General features: G+C 41.1%; 17 protein-coding genes. 15 read left to right on the top strand and 2 right to left on the bottom strand.

Annotated elements, in window-relative coordinates:
* Positions 1-30 precede the first annotated feature (30 nt).
* A complete protein-coding gene (locus tag IGI42_RS06610) occupies positions 31-915 on the bottom strand; it encodes a MurR/RpiR family transcriptional regulator (RefSeq protein ID WP_438715040.1) in 885 nt (294 codons plus the stop codon).
* 195 nt (positions 916-1,110) lie between these two features.
* On the opposite strand from IGI42_RS06610, the gene IGI42_RS06605 reads away from it, so the two are divergent.
* The 8 genes from IGI42_RS06605 to IGI42_RS06570 all read left to right on the top strand — a co-directional run bounded on the left by IGI42_RS06605 (position 1,111) and on the right by IGI42_RS06570 (position 9,114).
* Positions 1,111-2,967, top strand: coding sequence for a beta-glucoside-specific PTS transporter subunit IIABC (locus IGI42_RS06605; RefSeq protein ID WP_438715038.1), 1,857 nt, complete (start codon positions 1,111-1,113; stop codon positions 2,965-2,967).
* A gap of 15 nt (positions 2,968-2,982) precedes the next feature.
* On the top strand, positions 2,983-4,449 hold the full coding sequence (locus IGI42_RS06600) for a 6-phospho-beta-glucosidase (RefSeq protein ID WP_438715037.1): 1,467 nt from the start codon (positions 2,983-2,985) through the stop codon (positions 4,447-4,449).
* A 114-nt stretch (positions 4,450-4,563) separates the two neighbouring features.
* Positions 4,564-5,544 (top strand): aldo/keto reductase, encoded by a 981-nt coding sequence (locus IGI42_RS06595; RefSeq protein WP_438715036.1) that lies wholly within the window; start codon positions 4,564-4,566, stop codon positions 5,542-5,544.
* 78 nt (positions 5,545-5,622) lie between these two features.
* Entirely contained in the window at positions 5,623-6,504 is an 882-nt protein-coding gene (locus tag IGI42_RS06590) for a LysR family transcriptional regulator (RefSeq protein WP_438715035.1), read from the top strand.
* 99 nt (positions 6,505-6,603) lie between these two features.
* Positions 6,604-7,113 carry a flavodoxin gene (locus IGI42_RS06585; protein ID WP_438715033.1) on the top strand — a complete coding sequence of 170 codons (510 nt, stop codon included), beginning with the start codon at positions 6,604-6,606 and terminating at the stop codon, positions 7,111-7,113.
* Between the two features lie 13 nt (positions 7,114-7,126).
* Entirely contained in the window at positions 7,127-7,546 is a 420-nt protein-coding gene (locus IGI42_RS06580; protein ID WP_438715032.1) for a cupin domain-containing protein, read from the top strand.
* Between the two features lie 2 nt (positions 7,547-7,548).
* Positions 7,549-7,863, top strand: a complete 315-nt coding sequence (locus IGI42_RS06575; RefSeq protein ID WP_438715031.1) for a carboxymuconolactone decarboxylase family protein — start codon at positions 7,549-7,551, stop codon at positions 7,861-7,863.
* Positions 7,864-7,956: 93 nt separating this feature from the next.
* A complete protein-coding gene (locus tag IGI42_RS06570) occupies positions 7,957-9,114 on the top strand; it encodes an MFS transporter (protein ID WP_438715030.1) in 1,158 nt (385 codons plus the stop codon).
* Between the two features lie 231 nt (positions 9,115-9,345).
* On the opposite strand, the gene IGI42_RS06565 is transcribed toward IGI42_RS06570, so the two are convergent.
* The gene (locus IGI42_RS06565; RefSeq protein WP_438715029.1) at positions 9,346-10,107 is read right to left on the bottom strand and encodes a DeoR/GlpR family DNA-binding transcription regulator; all 762 of its coding nucleotides are present in this window, start codon (positions 10,105-10,107) and stop codon (positions 9,346-9,348) included.
* A gap of 210 nt (positions 10,108-10,317) precedes the next feature.
* On the opposite strand from IGI42_RS06565, the gene lacF reads away from it, so the two are divergent.
* The 7 genes from lacF to IGI42_RS06530 all read left to right on the top strand — a co-directional run bounded on the left by lacF (position 10,318) and on the right by IGI42_RS06530 (position 17,745).
* A complete protein-coding gene (gene lacF / locus IGI42_RS06560) occupies positions 10,318-10,629 on the top strand; it encodes a lactose-specific PTS transporter subunit IIA (RefSeq protein WP_438715028.1) in 312 nt (103 codons plus the stop codon).
* A 20-nt stretch (positions 10,630-10,649) separates the two neighbouring features.
* Positions 10,650-12,311: a lactose-specific PTS transporter subunit EIIC gene (locus IGI42_RS06555; protein ID WP_438715027.1), complete on the top strand. Its 1,662-nt coding sequence runs from the start codon at positions 10,650-10,652 to the stop codon at positions 12,309-12,311.
* An 11-nt stretch (positions 12,312-12,322) separates the two neighbouring features.
* A complete protein-coding gene (gene lacG / locus IGI42_RS06550) occupies positions 12,323-13,726 on the top strand; it encodes a 6-phospho-beta-galactosidase (RefSeq protein ID WP_438715026.1) in 1,404 nt (467 codons plus the stop codon).
* A gap of 237 nt (positions 13,727-13,963) precedes the next feature.
* The gene (locus IGI42_RS06545) at positions 13,964-14,710 is read left to right on the top strand and encodes a LytR/AlgR family response regulator transcription factor (RefSeq protein WP_438715025.1); all 747 of its coding nucleotides are present in this window, start codon (positions 13,964-13,966) and stop codon (positions 14,708-14,710) included.
* Positions 14,707-16,035, top strand: a complete 1,329-nt coding sequence (locus IGI42_RS06540; protein ID WP_438715024.1) for a sensor histidine kinase — start codon at positions 14,707-14,709, stop codon at positions 16,033-16,035. Before IGI42_RS06545 ends, IGI42_RS06540 begins: the two co-directional genes overlap by 4 nt.
* A gap of 112 nt (positions 16,036-16,147) precedes the next feature.
* A complete protein-coding gene (locus tag IGI42_RS06535) occupies positions 16,148-16,999 on the top strand; it encodes an ABC transporter ATP-binding protein (RefSeq protein WP_438715023.1) in 852 nt (283 codons plus the stop codon).
* Positions 16,999-17,745: an ABC transporter permease gene (locus IGI42_RS06530; protein ID WP_438715022.1), complete on the top strand. Its 747-nt coding sequence runs from the start codon at positions 16,999-17,001 to the stop codon at positions 17,743-17,745. Before IGI42_RS06535 ends, IGI42_RS06530 begins: the two co-directional genes overlap by 1 nt.
* Positions 17,746-17,837 lie beyond the last annotated feature (92 nt).

Here is a 17,837-nt window from a genome sequence, read left to right as displayed (position 1 = left end):
ATCATCGCTGATCCTAACTTCGTTTTTAACTCACTCCTTCAATTCCCGCTGACTGGTTTTCCGCGATTCTTCTAACGTAATCGAATTTCCTACCTTAAAAGTATAATTGCGAATATAATTTTTTGAAAAATAGCCAGCGTACAAAATATTCAATAAAAACAGAATCGATTCTTCAGTGGAGAAGTTGCTGATCTTTTTGAACAGCCGTTCTCTGGAGGAAATGGTTAAAACGGTTGGAATTTCTTTACGAATATAATTATCCCCTTCGCTAGTTAAACCAATCAGCATCACGCCATTTTTCTTCATGACCGAAATAAAGCGCATCGGTTCTCTGCCAGCATCATTTCCCGAATAGGAGACAATAATCGCCGCATCTTTTTTCGTCAAAGAATGGGAGATCATCCCGATTTCACCACTTTGTATCACATCGATACTGCGTCCGAGCGTCGCCATCTTGCGGCGAAAAACCTCCCCCAGCAAATTGTTGGGACTAACGCCTAATAAGACGATGCGTTGGGCTTTCAATAAAATGGCTACCGCATCATCCAACATGTTTTCATCGATGAGATCGGCAGTATCTTGAATACTTTCTATTTGAATCGTCGCAATTTTTTGGATAATTTCCCCATAAGAGTCATCCTGCTCAAAAGGAATATTGGGATCGATATTGGAATAATGTTTTTCTTCATAATGGATTTCTTCGATCAACGCTTGGAAAAAATCTTTCCAGCCGGCAAAGCCCAGCGATTTGCCAAAACGGACTAACGCCGACTTTGATGAGAAGGACTCTTTGGCAATCTTTTCCATCGAATAGCTTTGAATGTCTTTCTTATGCTCCAGCAGCAGCTCGGCAATTTGCTGTTTGGAATCTCTTTGGGTGATCGTATATTCTTCGATCCTTTGAAGCAGCTTCATCGCAACAGGCTCCTTTCATCATCACTTATTAAGGCTAGTATAGCAAAAAAGTTTCAACTAGTTTCACTAATTCTATTAGAAATAAAGGAAAAGGTGAAACTGTGGACCAGGTTCCCTCGAAATCATTGAAAGCGGATACCAGTGACCTTATATTAAGAGTACGAAGCGCGCAGGAAAATATAAGGAGTGAAAGAAATGTCCGGTAAATATGAAAAACTAGCAAAAGAAATTATCCAACTTGTTGGTGGGAAAGAAAATGTGAAAAATCTGATCCATTGTCAAACTCGCTTGCGATTTGACTTAGCTGACACAACGAAAGCTGCCAAAGAGCAATTAGGTCAATTAGACGGTGTCGCAGGTGTGATTGACAGCGGCGGTCAATTCCAAGTTGTCATTGGTACCCATGTCAGCGAAGTCTATGAAGATGTTAAAGCTCAGTTAGGTGAATTAGAAGAAGTCGTTGATACCGGTGACGGCAAAAAGAAAAACTTTTTAACCTTGGGGATCGAATTCATTTCTACCTCATTTAGTCCAATTATTCCCGCCATGAGTGGTGCTGGGATGATCAAAGCACTTTTAGCCTTACTTGTCTTATTCGATCTTGTTTCTAACGAAAGCCAAACTTACTACATTGTTAATTTTATGGCAGACGCAGTGTTTTATTTCTTGCCCTTTTTCCTAGCTAATACCGCTGCCCGAAAATTAAAATGTAACCCTTACTTAGCGATGGCCTTAGCCGGTGTTCTATTGCATCCGAACTTTGCGGCAATGATCGCAGAAGGCAATCCAGTCGAATTATTCGCAATGCCCGTTCGTCTAGTCGGCTACGGCGCAAGTGTTATTCCGATTCTATTGATTGTCATTGTCCAGTCCTTTATTGAAAAATTCTTCAACCGTATCATTCCAAATGCCGTGAAGATTGTTTTTGTTCCAATGTTTACTATCCTGATAACCGGGATCGTCGCTTTGGTTGCGGTTGGACCATTAGGCTCATACGTAGGTGAATTTATCGCAGCCGGCTTTAACGGCATTCGCGCAGTTGCACCATGGGCACCAGCAGTAATCGTCGGTACACTGTTGCCGATTATGGTAATGTTTGGGATTCATACAAGTATTGGACCATTGGACGTTATTCAATTAACTTCCGTTGGTTATGCCAACATTTTTGGACCAGGTGCAATGGTTTCAAATATCGCTACCGGGATTGCTTCCTTGGTTGCCAGCCGCAGAACCAAAGTGCAAAAAGAACAGCAAGTGGCTGTTTCTGCTGGAATTACAGCATTAATGGGAATTACGGAACCAGCCTTGTACGGGGTAGCTTTACCGAAAAAATATCCCTTGATCGGAACTATGATTGGTGGCGGATTAGGCGGACTATACGCCGGTGTTAGTGGAGCCTCTCGTTTTGCGACCGGCTCATCTGGTTTACCAGCGATTCCTTTGTACATTGGGGAAGATATCTCTAACTTAATCAACATTTTGATCGCGATTGTTATTACGATGGTTACGACAGCGATTGCTACCTACCTATTAAGTCTACGTTTTGAAAAAGGCGAAGAAGTTCAAGAAAAAACCACCAATTCAGTGATTGAAGTCGATTCAATTTTAATCAACAGTCCAATTAACGGCGAAATGATGCCCTTGTCTGAAGTGAAAGACGAAGCCTTCTCAACCGGTATGCTGGGACAAGGGGTAGCCTTTGAACCAACCGAAGGAAAAATTGTCGCACCTTTTGATGGGGAAGTAGTTAGCTTATTCCCAACGAAACATGCAATTGGCTTACGTTGTGAAAATGGTGTGGAATTATTGATTCACGTAGGATTGAATACTGTAGAACTAAACGGTAAATACTTTGACGCGTTAGTTGCCCAAGGAGACAAAGTAACGCGCGGACAAACATTGCTAACCTTTGACTTAGACAAGATTCGGGCAGAAGGCTACACTACCCAAACACCGGTAGTAGTGACCAATACCGCCAACTATAAAGAAGTAAAATTAGACAGCTTAGGATTGAAAAATATCGACAACGTCATGTTAACGATTCAAGTATAGAGGAGCGAAAAAACTATGGGATTACCAGATAACTTTTTGTGGGGCGGCGCCACTGCTGCCAATCAAGTAGAAGGCGGCGTATTAGAAGGCGGCCGAGGTTTAGCCAATATTGATGTACTGCCCTGCGGTCCAGATCGTAAAAAAATCGCAGCCGGCACAATGAAAATGTTAGAGTGGCAGGAGAATTATTTCTATCCTGCCAAACGCTCCATTGATATGTGCCACCGTTACATGGAAGACATCAAGCTGTTTGCCGAAATGGGCTTCAAGGTTTATCGGATGTCGTTGTCTTGGTCACGGATTTTTCCAAATGGCGATGATCAAGAGCCAAATGAAGCAGGGTTAGTTTTTTACGAAGAGATTTTCAAAGAACTGCGAAAATACAACATCGAACCATTAGTTACGATTGCCCACTTTGATGTGCCTTTGCATTTAATCAAAGAATACGGCTCTTGGCGCAATCGTAAGATGATTGATTTTTACGCTCGCTATGCCGAAACGGTTTTGAAACGCTACAAAGGTTTGGTTAACTATTGGTTGACCATCAATGAAATCAATATTTTACTGCATCAGCCCTTTGTCGGCGGCGGAATTGTCTTTGAAGAAGGGGAAAATCACGAAGAGGTCAAATACCAAGCGGCCCATCATCAGCTGGTGGCTAGTGCCATTGCTACGAAACTGGCTCATGAGATCGATCCGAAAAATCAAGTAGGCTGTATGCTGGCTGGTGGTAATCACTATCCGTATACCTGTCGCCCAGAAGACTACAAAGAAGCAATTGACCGAGATCGAGAAGGCTATTTCTTCATCGACGTGCAAGCTCGTGGGAAATACCCGAATTATGCCTTGAAGAAATTCGAACGGGAAGGCTTAAACATTGTGATTGAGCCAGAGGATGTAGAAATCTTGGCATCTGCACCAGTGGACTTTGTTTCCTTCTCTTACTATTCTTCACGGACGGTCAGTGCCCATTCCGAAGATTACGAACAAACCACTGGGAACATTTTCGCTACGATTAAAAACCCGAACTTGGCCTCTAGTGAATGGGGTTGGCAAATTGATCCGATGGGGTTAAGAAATGCTTTGAATCAAATGTATGATCGCTACCAAAAACCTTTATTTATCGTAGAAAATGGCTTAGGGGCCATCGATCAACCGGATGAAAATGGCTTTGTGGATGATGAGTACCGCATTAACTACTTGCGTCAGCACATCGAAGCCTTCACTGATGCGGTGGAAATCGATGGGATTGAACTTTTAGGCTATACGACTTGGGGCTGTGTGGACTTAGTTGCAGCTAGTACTGGACAAATGAGTAAACGCTACGGCTTTATCCATGTGGATTGCGACGATGAAGGAAACGGCACTTTGGAACGAACTAAGAAAAAATCCTTCTACTGGTATAAAAAAGTCATTGAAACCAATGGCGAAGATTTAACCAGTGACAATTTAGCAATACCTGAAAAACAAGCAGTTGGTTAAAGGAATCTATACTCGGTGGAAGAATAAACTTTCACCGAGTATAGATTTTTTCTATTGACTTAGAGTTTACTCGAAGGCGTAGACTAGGCTTATCAAAAGAAAAGAGGAATGTACATGGACTACGTAAAATTTGGCAATACCGGTATGGAGGTTTCCCAGCTTTGTTTAGGTGCGATGGGATTCGGTGATCCTGATAGCGGGTTTCACGAGTGGGCGTTACGAGAAGACGAAAGTCGCCCAGTGATCAAAAAAGCGCTGGACTTAGGTATTAACTTTTTCGATACCGCCAATATTTATTCTTATGGTGAGAGCGAACGGATTTTAGGAACGGTGTTGAAGGAATATGCCAACAGTGATGAAATCGTCGTGGCGACGAAACTATTTTCTACCATGAAAAAAGCCCCCAACAGCGGAGGTCTATCCCGTAAAGCTATCTTCCATGAAATCGATCAAAGTCTAGAACGTTTGCAAATGGATTATGTGGATCTATACATCATTCACCGTTGGGATTATAATACCCCGATCGAAGAAACAATGGAAGCTCTTCATGACCTAGTAAAATCAGGCAAAGTTCGGTACATTGGTGCATCAGCGATGTATGCGTGGCAATTTTCCAAAGCTCAAGCAGTCGCTGATAAAAATGGTTGGACCAAATTTGTTTCGATGCAAAATCACTTAAACCTATTGTATCGAGAAGAAGAACGAGAAATGCTGCCGCTATGCGAAGATCAAAAAGTCGCCGTAACCCCTTATAGTCCGTTAGCAGCCGGTCGTTTAACCCGAGATTGGGAAGCCACCACCAAACGTTTCTTAACTGATACGGTCGCAAAATCAAAATACGACAAAACCGCTGATCAGGACAAACAGATCGTTGAGCGGGTGGCAGAAATTGCCGAAAAACGTCAAGTCAAACGGGCACAGGTTGCCTTAGCATGGCTTTTGCAAAAAGAAGCAGTGGTGGCACCAATCATCGGTGCCACCAAAGAGAGCCACTTACTGGATGCTCTACCAGCATTAGAGCTAAAGCTAACCGCTGAGGAAGTACGATACTTAGAAGAACCTTATTTACCTCACCAAGTTGTCGGTGCCATCTAAGCCAAACGATTTTGCGAAGCCTTTTCTAAATAATTCGTGCTACTATTATAATAGTAGAAAAACGAAAAGAGGCAGAGTATGGAGATTCGATTGTTGCGCTACTTTTGGACAGTAGCCGAAGAAAAAAATATATCAAAGGCGGCGAAGCTGTTGAATATCACCCAGCCTACCTTGAGCCGCCAAATTAAAGAACTAGAAGAAACTACCGGCGTTCCCTTATTCCATCGGGAGCGCAATCAGCTGTCTTTGACAGAAGAAGGTCTTTTTTTAAAGGAACGAGCCGAAGAAATATTGATGCTCAATGATAAGCTGGAGCAGACTTTTTTGGATAACCAGAAGAAGCAATTAAGCGGCACCTTTTCCATTGGCTGTGTCGAGGCAGATAATTCCGACACGTTATCCATGATGATCGAAGAATTAATCAGCGATTATCCGCAGGTACGCTTTAATCTAGTAACCGGAACCAGCGACGATATTTTGGATCGGTTGGACAAAGGAATTTTGGACTTGGCTCTTTTGTTGGAGCCGACGGATATGAATAATTTTGAAACTTTAGTGCTTCCTCGTAAGGAAAAATGGGGACTGCTAGTGTCTAATGAAACCTTCTTGGCACAAAAAGCAACCATCACTCCAGCTGACTTGAAGGGTATTCCAGTTTTGAGCTCCAACCGCAAGGAAGTTAAGGAGCTGATTGCCCGCTGGCTGGGAACCCCTTTTGAGGATCTGAATGTGGTAGGTACCTACAATTTGATCTTTAATATTTTTTCTTTAGTGGAAAATCAGGTAGGATCGGCTTTAGCCATCGAAGGTGCCACAGCCTATCGCAACACGCAGCAATTCAAGTTCGTTCCTTTAGAGCCGGAGTTAGCCACCCATTGCCTGCTAGTTTGGAAACGCCGCATCCACACACCCGTAGTAGAAGAACTGATTCAACGCTTCAAACATGCCTTCCAGGCATAGTGCTATGATTTAATAAGCATTAGACGAATACCTCAATCGGCTGTAGGATGAAACTATCATCTTACAGCTTTTTCTTATAAGGGAGGTGCACAGTACACCATGCAAGCAGTCATCTATTTTTCGCGACGGGGTGAAAACTTCGTCAACGGAAAAATTCAAGAATTAACCGTAGGCAACACCGAAGCAGCGGCTAAAAAAATTGCCGCAGAGCTAGGCTGTGATTTATTTGAAATTCAACCTGCCGAACCTTATCCTAAAAACTATCAAGAAGCAACCAAGGTGGCCGAACGTGAACAACAGCAGCAGGCCATCGTTGCCTATTCGATTCTAGACTTAGATTTAAGCCAGTACCAGACCATCCTTTTGGGCTATCCCAACTGGTGGGGCGGTCTCCCGCAAATTGTTCGTTCATTTTTAACGGACAATGACTGGACAGGCAAAACTATTTACCCTTTTTGTACTCACGAAGGTAGTGGTCTTGGCAGCAGTGAACAGGAATTACGTCAGCTTTGCCCGACAGCAGTCGTTGCAGTCGGTTTGCCAATTCGCGGATCTCGCGTTGATCGTGCAGACAAAGCCATCAACAATTGGCTAATCAACGAAAAATAATGGAGGAATTATAATGGCAAAACACGAAGAAGTAAAAAACGGAGTTATCTTTCCAATCGGTGAAAAAAATGATGCTTATGCGCAATATTTTATTGGACAAAGTTATCTAAAATTATTAGTCGCAGATCATGACGTTAGTGTTGGTGTAGGAAACGTTACTTTCGAACCAGGCTGCCGCAATAACTGGCACATTCACCATGATGGCTTCCAATTATTACTAGTAACTGGCGGCGAAGGTTGGTACCAAGAAGATGGCAAGTCCGCACAATTTTTAACTGCCGGCGACGTAATCGTCACCCACGATGGTGTAAAACATTGGCACGGTGCTGCAAAAGACAGTTGGTTTGAACACATCGCTATTACAGCTGGCAGACCAGAATGGTTAGAACCAGTAACTGACGAAATTTACGACCAACTTGAAGGAGGAAAATAATCATGGCAAAACAAACAGCAGGAAGAGACAACTTAGGCGAATTTGCCCCACAATTTGCAGCATTAAACGATGATGTGTTATTTGGAGAAGTCTGGGATCGGGAAGAGCAATTATCTGCCCATGACCGCAGCATGATTACTTGTTCAGCTCTGATGGCAATGGGTGCCCCTCAACTAGAAGCTCACTTAAATATTGCCAAACAAAATGGTGTAACTAAAGACGAAATCGTAGAATTAATTACGCATCTAGCCTTCTACGCTGGGTGGCCTAAAGCTTGGTCTGCTTTCAACATGGCAAAAGAAATCTTCGGTGAATAAATTCAGAAAATGTGGCGCTTCGGTGCCGCATTTTTCTATGCATCATTAGTGTTGTTCGACTTTTCAAACTTGAACAATTTTTTAGGAGGAACTATGCATAAATTAACTAAAACAGCCTTACTATCAGTCTCGCTGCTGGTCGTATCAGGCGGAGCGATTGCTGGTAACATCCCGGCAATTATGGCGAATTATCCCACAGTCAACGGCACCTTAGTTGAACTATTAACGACGATCCCATCGCTTTTTATTATCTTAACCATTCTCGTTAGCCATAAAATCGCTCGCCGAATCGGGTACAAACAAACAGTACAGCTAGGTATTTTTCTAGTCTTTATCGCTGGAATTTTACCGGTATTCACGCAATCATTCCTCCTGCTTTTTCTAAGTCGAATTGTTTTTGGTGTTGGAATTGGTTTGTTTAATCCACTATTGTACTCGTTAGCCGGAAACTTATATAAAGGCAGAGACTTGGCAAATGTGATTGGCTTACAGAGCTCCTTCGAAGGAATCGGCGGAATGCTGATTACATTCTCTGTGGGACAATTACTGATGGTAAATTGGCGGGTATCCTTTTTAGCCTACGGAATTGCTTTACCAGTCCTGTTGTTATTTACATTCTTTGTACCAGCGGTCGAACCAGTAATCCCGCAAAAAAATACAGAAACACCAAAGGCAAAAATTAGTTCAGCGGTTTGGGGCTATGTGGGTCTGTTGATTCTGGTAGTGACCGTCTACATGTCAGTAACGGTAAAAATCACTTCATTGTTATTAGCTAAAGGAATCGGTGGCGCAACAGCCGGTAGCAATTTGATTGCCTTAGTGGGCTTAGGTGCCATGGTAGCTGGAATCATTTTCGGTCATTTAGTAATTGTCACGAAACGATGGACACTATCGCTGGCTTTCGTGGGTTTAGCATTATCCATGTTCTTGACAGCCTTTGCTCCTAACATAATCGTAGCGGCAGTAGCGGCGATCCTTTGCGGTCTATCATTCCGTACCTTCATTCCATATCTATTTAATGAAGTAAATCAACAGTCTGACAATGCGGAAAAAAGTACCTCACTTCTGCTGATGGCCTTCAATTTAGGAGCGGCATTTGCACCAATTACGATTGCTTTATTCCAACAAATGCTACCTGTATTGAATCAAAGCGGCTTGTTTATCGGCGAAGGAATCCTAATGCTGGTCTTAGCTGCAGGGGCATCTCTTGTTAACAGTAAAAAAATGAAAATAGTACAAACTGAAAATTAGTAATCGGCAGCACTGTCTGTTTTATCAAAAATAAAAATCCTTGGTCAGTAGATCGAACAATTGCGTTCATCACTATCTGATCAAGGATTTTTTGAATATAAAGAAAGTACACGTTTTTCAAAAATAGTAATTTTTTTAAACGAATGCTAACGGTGTCTGGCTGCACAAACGAGCTTTGTCGACACTAAGCGAAAATTGAAAAGCAGTTTGTCGCGAGTTTAGTCTTACTGCCTATTGATGCAAAAGAGGGATGCTCTCGCTAAAAAGAGTCTCTTTTTCAGCTGAAATACCTGAATCAGTGATTAACCAATCCGCTTCGCTTAACTTATAGAAACCATAAAAATCTTTTTTTCCTAATTTGTAGTGGTCGGCGATGATGAACTTTTCTTCGGCGATATTAAGTGCGTATTTTTGAGTTAGACCTTCATCTTCATTAGAGGTGAAAATCGTCGTTTGGCTCAAACCATTTACACCGATGAAGCTTTTTTGAACATGGATACTTGAAATGAAGTCATTAGCAATTGTGCCGACAAAAGCACCAGTTTTACTACGGTAAGCACCACCAATAAGAATAAGATCGAAACGAGTGTCATGCTTGAATTTATTGAAAACATGGATAGAGTTTGTGACTATTTTTGCGTAGTCTACGGTTAGGTAATCGTAAACAAGTTCAATGGTTGTTCCAGGACCTAAAAAGACAGTTTCTCCAGTAAGGATATGATCAGCGATAGTTTGGGCAATTTCGGATTTTTCCGTAAGATGAATATTTTTCTTTTCTCGGTGACTCAATTCAATTGAAGTTAGTTCATCCTTATCCAACATTTTGGCGCCGCCATGTATCCGAATGATTAATCCCTTGTCCTCTAATTCTTGAAAGTCTCTTCGAACAGTCATGTCAGCTACTTGAAGCTTTTCAGTAATGTCAGTCACTTTAACTATTTTCTTTTTTGTCAGCAGTTCTAATAGAATTTTTTGACGTTCTTCCTTTAGCATCTGTCTATACTCCCTTTATGTTAAGTGTCGTTTTGTTCATATGTGTTTGTTTTAATCATAAATTGATTGGTGATATTTGTCAAATAGCGTTCTTTTTTACGGAAATTAGTTGACAAGAGCTGGAATGCGGGCTATTATATGTTTGTAAAGAACAAAAACAAACACTATCGAACAAAAAAGACGAGTGGGGAACTAAAAGGAGGAAGAACAATGAACAAAGAAGAAGCAGCAATGGTAGGCTTTGAAGTGGTGGCGTTCGCAGGAGAGGCAAGATCAAAACTAATGGAAGCGCTTGATGAGGCGGAACAAGGGAATTTTGATCGGGCGGATCAGTTGGTTGAAGAAGCTCACGCAAGTTTAATGGAGGCACACAAATCGCAAACGCAGATGTTGGCAGCTGAGGCTAGTGGGGAGAACATTGAAGTTGGCTTTATTATGGTTCATGCCCAGGACCACTTAATGACCACCATGTTACTGAAAGATACAATTAAACACCTGTTCAATATTTACAAAAAATCTTAATTCAAAGGAGTTAATTGAAAATGAAAGCAATTGTTGGTCAAATTGAAAAAATGAAGCCTTTTTTTGAGAAGATTTCGAATAATCCCTATCTAAGAGCGATCCGTGATGGATTCATCAGCTTAATCCCAGTAATTCTTTTTTCTAGCTTTTTTATCTTGGTTGCTTACGTTCCGAATGCTTTTGGCTTCCACTGGGACACGTCAATTGAAACAATATTAATGAAGGCTTATAACGGGTCAATGGGACTTTTAGGCTTATTGATGTCTGCCACAGTAACTAAAAGCTTGACGGAGAACTTTAACAATAAGCTACCAAAAACAAATCAGATCAATAGCACGTCAACTATGATTGCCGCAATTATTGGCTTTGTTATTATCGGTGTTGATCCGATTGAAGGTGGATTTTCTTCAGGATTTATGGGAACGAAGGGGCTCTTAACGGCTTTCGTTGTTGGCTTCATTGTTCCAAATGTTTATCGCTTCTGTGTAAAAAACAATATTACGGTAAAAATGCCGGAAGAAGTCCCTGGAAATATTTCGCAAACGTTTAAAGATCTTATTCCAATTACATTGTCCACGGTCTTCTTTTGGTTGTTTGATTTAGGTTTCCGTAGTTTGGCTGGTGCTGGTTTTTCAGAGAAAGTAATCGAAGTTTTCCAACCAATTTTCAGCGCTGCTGATGGGTACTTTGGTTTAGCACTAATCTTTGGTGCAATGGCATTCTTCTGGTTTGTGGGAATTCACGGACCATCAATTGTCGAACCAGCTGTTTCAGCTATTTATATCACCAACGTAGAAATGAATATGCATATGTATCAAGCAGGAGAACATGCGCCTAAAATCTTATCTCAAGGTATTCAGTATTTCGTAGCAACTTTAGGTGGAACGGGTGCGACACTAGTGATCACGTTGATGTTTGCCTTTTTAGCAAGATCCAAACAATTGAAAACTATCGGTAGAGCGTCTTCCATTCCAGTCCTATTTGGTGTAAATGAACCCATGCTGTTTGGTGCACCAATTGTATTGAACCCAATGTTCTTTATTCCATTCATTTTGGCACCGATTGCCAATGTCTGGTTGTTTAAATTCTTTGTTGATTTCTTAGGAATGAATGGCTTCATTTACAATCTTCCTTGGACAACCCCTGGACCAATTGGCTTAATTATGGGGACCGGTTTTGCCGGGTTATCCATCGTATTAATGGTTGTTTTGCTAGTGGTTGACTTTGTAATCTACTTCCCGTTCTTCAAAGCCTATGATAATGAACTAGTGGCAAAAGAAACTACGGATGCGCAGGTTGCAGTAGCAACAACTGTAGAAGAAAACTTAGTTGCTGAAGAAGTCGCTTCAGTAATGAAGGAAGTCGGAGACAAAAAGAACGTTTTAGTCCTTTGTGCTAATGGGGCAACGAGCTCAATGTTAGCTAATGCAATCAAAAAAGGTGCCAAAGCAAAAGAGGTAGATGTTGACTCCACCGCAATGGCTTATGGCCAGCACAAAGATTTGATTGGTGATTTTGATTTAATCGTATTAGCTCCTCAAATGGCATCAATGTTAAAAGAACTAAAAGAAGATGCCAAAGGAAAAGGTACCAAAGCCGTTTCAACAACTGGTGCTGAATATGTTGCTTTAGCTAAGGCGCCAGAACAAGCCATCAACTTTGTTTTTGAAAGCTTGGCATAGGAGGATATTGTATGAATAAGTTTCCAGAGAATTTCATTTTTGGAGCGGCTACCGCTGCTTACCAGGCAGAAGGAGCAATCAATGAGGGCAATAGAGGAAAAAACTATTGGGATGACTATTTAGCTGAACAAGGCGTTTTCGATCCTAGCAGAGCAAGTGATTTCTATCATAAGTTTCCAGAGGATTTAGCGTTGTGTGAAAAATTCGGTGTTAATGGTATTCGTATTTCAATTGCTTGGACAAGAATTTTTCCTGCGGGTGTAGGGGAGATTGATCCTGTTGGAGTAGATTTTTATCATCGCTTGATAGACGAGTGTTTAGCTAAAGGAGTAGAACCATTTGTCACGTTACATCATTTCGATACGCCACTTCCTTTATTCAAAAAAGGGGATTGGCTTTCAGAAGAAATGATGGCTGCCTATGTTAAATTTGCAGAATTTTGTTTTGCAGAATATGGGGACAAAGTTAAGTACTGGATTACCATCAATGAACCGTGGTCTGTAGTAGCAGGTCAGTACATTATTGGACACTTCCCACCAAACCTGCACTACGATCTGCCAAAGGCTATTCAATCAATGCACAACATGATGGTAGCCCATGCTCGGGTGGTAAAAGCATTCAAGCAAGGGAAGTACGCTGGCGAAATCGGTGTGGTCCACATTCTAGAATCTAAATACCCGATTTCCTCTTCGGTTGAAGATAAACAAGCCGCTTTGAAAGAACACGTCTTAGCCAATCAATTTTTATTGGATGCAACGTTCAAGGGCGCCTATTCAGAGGATACTTGGCAAATTATTTCGGGCATCTTAGCAGAAAATAACGGGCAGCTAAAAACCTCCACCCAAGATTTTGAAGAGTTGGCGTTTGCTGCCAAACAGATCGATTTTATGGGAATTAACTATTATGCCAGCCATTTCTTACAAGCATATATGGGTGAATCACAAATCCATCATAATGGCACTGGCGAAAAAGGCAGTAGTGTATTTGCATTAAAAGGAGTTGGCGAACGAGTAAACAATCCTGACGTGCCAACAACTGATTGGGATTGGCCAATTTTCCCTCAAGGTTTGGAAGACATGTTGGTTTTTGTAAAAGATCGCTACCCTGATTACCATAAACTATATGTAACTGAAAACGGAATGGGAGACAAGGATCTTTTAGTTGAGGGAACAGTCAATGACCAAGCGCGGATCGACTATGTTCGACTCCATCTGCAGGCTATTTTGAATGCAGTTGAAAAAGGCGTAAAGGTGGACGGGTACTTTATTTGGTCCTTGATGGATGTCTTCTCTTGGACAAATGGTTACACTAAACGGTACGGCCTATTCTATGTCGATTTTGAAACCCAAGCACGCTATCCTAAAAAGAGTGCTTATTGGTATCAAGAAATAAGTAAAAACGGGGTTCTTAAGTAAGAAATAGCGTAGAAAATAGATCCAGCATGAAATTCTTAGGGATTTTTTGCTGGGTCTTTTTGTAAATAATAAGTTGATAGCAGGCTGTATTTCGACTGATTACTGAAAAAAGCAAGATTTTGGTCGTTGAAAACTTGATCTTGTTAAATCAGAAAAAACACATTAAAAAATCATGTGGAACATATGAGTTAACAATGCTAAACTAAAGTATATTTATTGAAGGAAAGTGGTTGAAGTATGGTACCAATTTATATTTGTGACGATGTCAAAGAAACCCGAGAGTACTTAGAAAAAATCATTTCCAACTTAATAATGATTCATGCCTATGATATGGAAATTGTTTTAGTGACCGGTGATCCATTGGAAGTGCTTGAGCATCGCCGAAATCACAGCTTACGATCGATTTATTTTTTTGATGTTGATTTGAAGCACGATACATATAATGGCTTTTCGCTAGCCAAGGAAATTCGCGAGACCGATACCCGAGGCTTTTTAATTTTTGTGACGACCCATGAAGAGCTGATTTTTGAAACCTTTAAATACCGCTTGGAAGCCATGAGCTACTTGTATAAGGATGTACCGGAAAAATTAAATGAACAACTGAAGGAATGTTTACAGGAAATTCATCACTTATTGACGAAAGAAGTTGGCGAGGATCAAGCTTATTACACCGTGAAGGTCGCCGATGCAAGCTATCAGTTACCTTTAGATAGTATTCTGTTTTTTGAAACAGTCGGTGCCCATCGTGTGGTTTTACATACCGAAAGCCGACTATTGGAATTTCGCGGCGAATTGAAGAAAATTGAGCAGCAGCTTTCCGAGGATTTTATCAAGATTCACCGCTCCTATCTAGTTCAAAAGAGCAAAATCCACCAGATCAATTATGCCGATAATACCGTCATTATGGAAAACGGGTCTGTTTGTCTAATGTCTAGAGGCGGTCGGAAGCTGTTGAAGGAATTATTTGAGGGGAATGCAGGATGAACGAAGGTTTAACTATAATTGTTTTCAATACTATTACATTTTTAATCACTTTCATCTTAGAGTATGAGTTGGTTTACTTAGTCTTTAAAGAAAAACGAAAAAGGCGTTTTACTTGGTTAATGTATGCAGGATTATCCTTATTTGTCACATTATTAATGTATTTCACAAGTGCCCTGCCACTAGGTATCTATCTTGTCCTCTCTTCTATTATGAACACTGCCTTGTCTCTTTGGTTACATAATTATATCTTCAAGGTAGTCGATTGGCGAGTGATCTTTTTCTTAGGTATATTTAACACAATTCTTCTCTTGCCGATGATGGACATCTGTATAGCCTTACTGAATTTGACTTTTTCAACCCTCTCGCCAATCGCAATGAGTCTATTATGCAATGTGCTGACCTGTCTATTTCTGATGGGGCTGTATTATCTTCTTTCGAAAACGAGAATGTTTTTTGTACTACCACAGATTGCACGTTTTCCTAAGCTAGCCTTAGTTATCGCATTGGTAATCAGCACACTAAATATAATTATCGAACTAGTCAATCATCTTTTCTTTTTAAATAACTCTTCTGCTACTCGGATGATTTTTTATGTATCCAGCTATGTTCTATTAATTGCTGTTTATGGCTTCTTAATCCGGGAATACCTACGAGACAATCGTCTACGGGAATCTGAGGCGTTGGTCTTACAGCAACAAATTTATTTGCAAAAACTAGAAGCAATTCAAATGGATCTTCGGAAAATCCATCACGATTACAAGAATGTAGCCACGGGACTTTACGCCAAAATGGAATCCGGCGATGTCGCCGATGCCCAAGCATATATCAGCACGAAAATGCTGCAAATGGATAAGGAGATCCGCTTAGACCTGCAGCAAATGAACCAGTTAACGAACATTGAAGTCATCGAACTAAAAACCTTAATCATGGCTAAAGTCATGCAGGCCGAAAAAGCCAACGTTCAACTGATCATTGAAGTTATGGAACCGGTCAAGGAGATTCCAATGGAAATATCTGATTTACTCCGATGCGGGGGAATCTTGCTTGATAATGCGATTGAAGCTGCCGCTGCGGAACATCAAAAACAAGTCACGGTTGTCCTCTTAAAAGAAAACGGAAAATTAACCTTCATGGTGAAAAATCCGGTGAGCCAGCCAGTTGATTTGCAGCGAATATGGACCAATGATTATTCCACTAAAGGCAAAAACCGAGGACTAGGCTTAGCCAATTTAAAAGAAATAACTCATCGCTACCCTGAAGTTTGGTTAGAAACCCGCGTAGAAAAACAAGAGTTCATTCAACTGATGACCTTTAAGCTAAGCTGAAGACAGAAACCTGCCAAAAAAGACAGGTTTCTGTCTTTTTTGGACGCAGTGAACTATTTCAGGCCAAAGCTATTTATAGTTAGTCTAATAACTAAATGGAGGGGAGCGCCCTATGACAGAAGAACTATTAAAACTCAGGCACATCTCAAAAGTCTTTGTTAATAATCATGCCTTGAAGGATATCAATATGATCCTTTCTGCCGGCGAAATTTTAGGTTTCTTAGGACCATCAGGTGCCGGCAAGACCACTACCATCAAAATTGTTACTGGGCAAATGGTTCAAAGTACTGGCGAAGCCTTTATTTTAGGCAGTGATACCCGCAAAATCACCGAGAAAATTTACGAAAAAATCGGGATTGTCACCGATACCAGCGGGATTTATGAAGAATTTACCGTCTATGAGAACCTATTACTATTTGCGCAATTATTGAATGTCCCAAAAGAGCGGGTGGACGTTTTACTAAATCGGGTTGGTTTGGCGGAGCAGAAAAAGCAACTAGCCGGCAAACTATCCAAGGGGCAAACCCAGCGTTTGGTTTTGGCTCGGGCGGTCTTGCATCAGCCTAAGGTATTGTTTTTAGATGAGCCGACTTCGGGACTTGATCCAACCACTGCTTGCGATATTCATCGTCTACTTTTAGAACTGAAGGAAGCAGGCATGGGGATCTTCTTAACGACCCACAACATGGAGGAAGCCACTCGATTGTGTGATCATGTGGCCTTGTTAAACGATGGTCGAATTGTCGAGTTTGGCACCCCGCAGGAAATTTGCTTGCGCTACAATTCCGAGAAGAAATACCGGGTTTTACTAAGCTCAAAAGAAGAAGTCACATTGACCCATACGAAAGAAAACACCAAGAAACTTACCGAGTGGCTGACTGGTGATTTGGTGGAATCGATTCATACCTGTGAACCAACCTTAGAAAATGTCTTTTTAACTGTGACCGGAAGGGGATTGAACTAATGAGCTTATCTCTTAACAAAGTTACCGTCTTGACACGATTTAAGTGCAAAGAATTGTTTCGCAATAAAACCTTTCTGATTACTGGCAGTATGGTACCGCTCTTGACGTTATTGATGCGCTTTGTTTATCAAAATATCTTAGATGGCGAAGCGATGCCGCCGATGATGCTGGCGTTGGTATTAAATTTAGGATTATTGATGAATCTGACCAGCGTTTCCATGATGATGCCAGCGACAATGCTAGCAAAGGAAAAAGAGAAGAACACGTTGCGAACCTTAATGACTTCTTCGGTCAATGGTGGGGAATATTTTGTCAGCGCGGTGATCCCATCGTTTGCGGTGTCCATCGTGATTAATTTACTGGTATTAGTTTTAAGTGGACTTGATCGCAGCCATCTTTCCTTAGGTTTGTATATAGTAGTGACTTCGCTGGCTAGTTTGACTAGCTGTGTATTAGGAATGTTGATTGGATTATTCGCTAAAAATCAAATGGCCTCAAGTAATTTATGTGCGGTGTTCATTTTAGTCTTGATGCTGGTTCCAATGTTTGGTAATCTTGTCGGCAGTTTCCAAAAAGTCAGTGAATTTTTGTATACCGGCATTGTTGGCAATATGGTGACCGCTTTTGCTGAAGGTAGTAATCAGGGCTTAACGCTGCAAAGCTGGTTGGTACTGATTATTGAACTACTGATTATCACAGGACTATTTATTGTCAATTACCGCAAAAATGGCTTTGAACGAAACTGAGTAGCTATCTGATAGTTAATTATTTTTACTAAAAAGACTTTTCAAGCTGCCCTAAACTATGATAGGTTGTGTAATGAAACATGGTCTAGGGG

This window comes from Enterococcus sp. AZ109 (assembly GCF_051714625.1).
GTDB lineage: Bacteria > Bacillota > Bacilli > Lactobacillales > Enterococcaceae > Enterococcus_A.
This window is presented reverse-complemented; position numbering and strand designations above follow the sequence as displayed.

Coding starts and splice junctions, on each gene's coding strand:
- IGI42_RS06610 (WP_438715040.1), bottom strand. CDS start 915: ATGAAGCTGCTTCAAAGGATCGAAGAATATACGATCACCCAAAGAGAT.
- IGI42_RS06605 (WP_438715038.1), top strand. CDS start 1,111: ATGTCCGGTAAATATGAAAAACTAGCAAAAGAAATTATCCAACTTGTT.
- IGI42_RS06600 (WP_438715037.1), top strand. CDS start 2,983: ATGGGATTACCAGATAACTTTTTGTGGGGCGGCGCCACTGCTGCCAAT.
- IGI42_RS06595 (WP_438715036.1), top strand. CDS start 4,564: ATGGACTACGTAAAATTTGGCAATACCGGTATGGAGGTTTCCCAGCTT.
- IGI42_RS06590 (WP_438715035.1), top strand. CDS start 5,623: ATGGAGATTCGATTGTTGCGCTACTTTTGGACAGTAGCCGAAGAAAAA.
- IGI42_RS06585 (WP_438715033.1), top strand. CDS start 6,604: ATGCAAGCAGTCATCTATTTTTCGCGACGGGGTGAAAACTTCGTCAAC.
- IGI42_RS06580 (WP_438715032.1), top strand. CDS start 7,127: ATGGCAAAACACGAAGAAGTAAAAAACGGAGTTATCTTTCCAATCGGT.
- IGI42_RS06575 (WP_438715031.1), top strand. CDS start 7,549: ATGGCAAAACAAACAGCAGGAAGAGACAACTTAGGCGAATTTGCCCCA.
- IGI42_RS06570 (WP_438715030.1), top strand. CDS start 7,957: ATGCATAAATTAACTAAAACAGCCTTACTATCAGTCTCGCTGCTGGTC.
- IGI42_RS06565 (WP_438715029.1), bottom strand. CDS start 10,107: ATGCTAAAGGAAGAACGTCAAAAAATTCTATTAGAACTGCTGACAAAA.
- lacF (WP_438715028.1), top strand. CDS start 10,318: ATGAACAAAGAAGAAGCAGCAATGGTAGGCTTTGAAGTGGTGGCGTTC.
- IGI42_RS06555 (WP_438715027.1), top strand. CDS start 10,650: ATGAAAGCAATTGTTGGTCAAATTGAAAAAATGAAGCCTTTTTTTGAG.
- lacG (WP_438715026.1), top strand. CDS start 12,323: ATGAATAAGTTTCCAGAGAATTTCATTTTTGGAGCGGCTACCGCTGCT.
- IGI42_RS06545 (WP_438715025.1), top strand. CDS start 13,964: ATGGTACCAATTTATATTTGTGACGATGTCAAAGAAACCCGAGAGTAC.
- IGI42_RS06540 (WP_438715024.1), top strand. CDS start 14,707: ATGAACGAAGGTTTAACTATAATTGTTTTCAATACTATTACATTTTTA.
- IGI42_RS06535 (WP_438715023.1), top strand. CDS start 16,148: ATGACAGAAGAACTATTAAAACTCAGGCACATCTCAAAAGTCTTTGTT.
- IGI42_RS06530 (WP_438715022.1), top strand. CDS start 16,999: ATGAGCTTATCTCTTAACAAAGTTACCGTCTTGACACGATTTAAGTGC.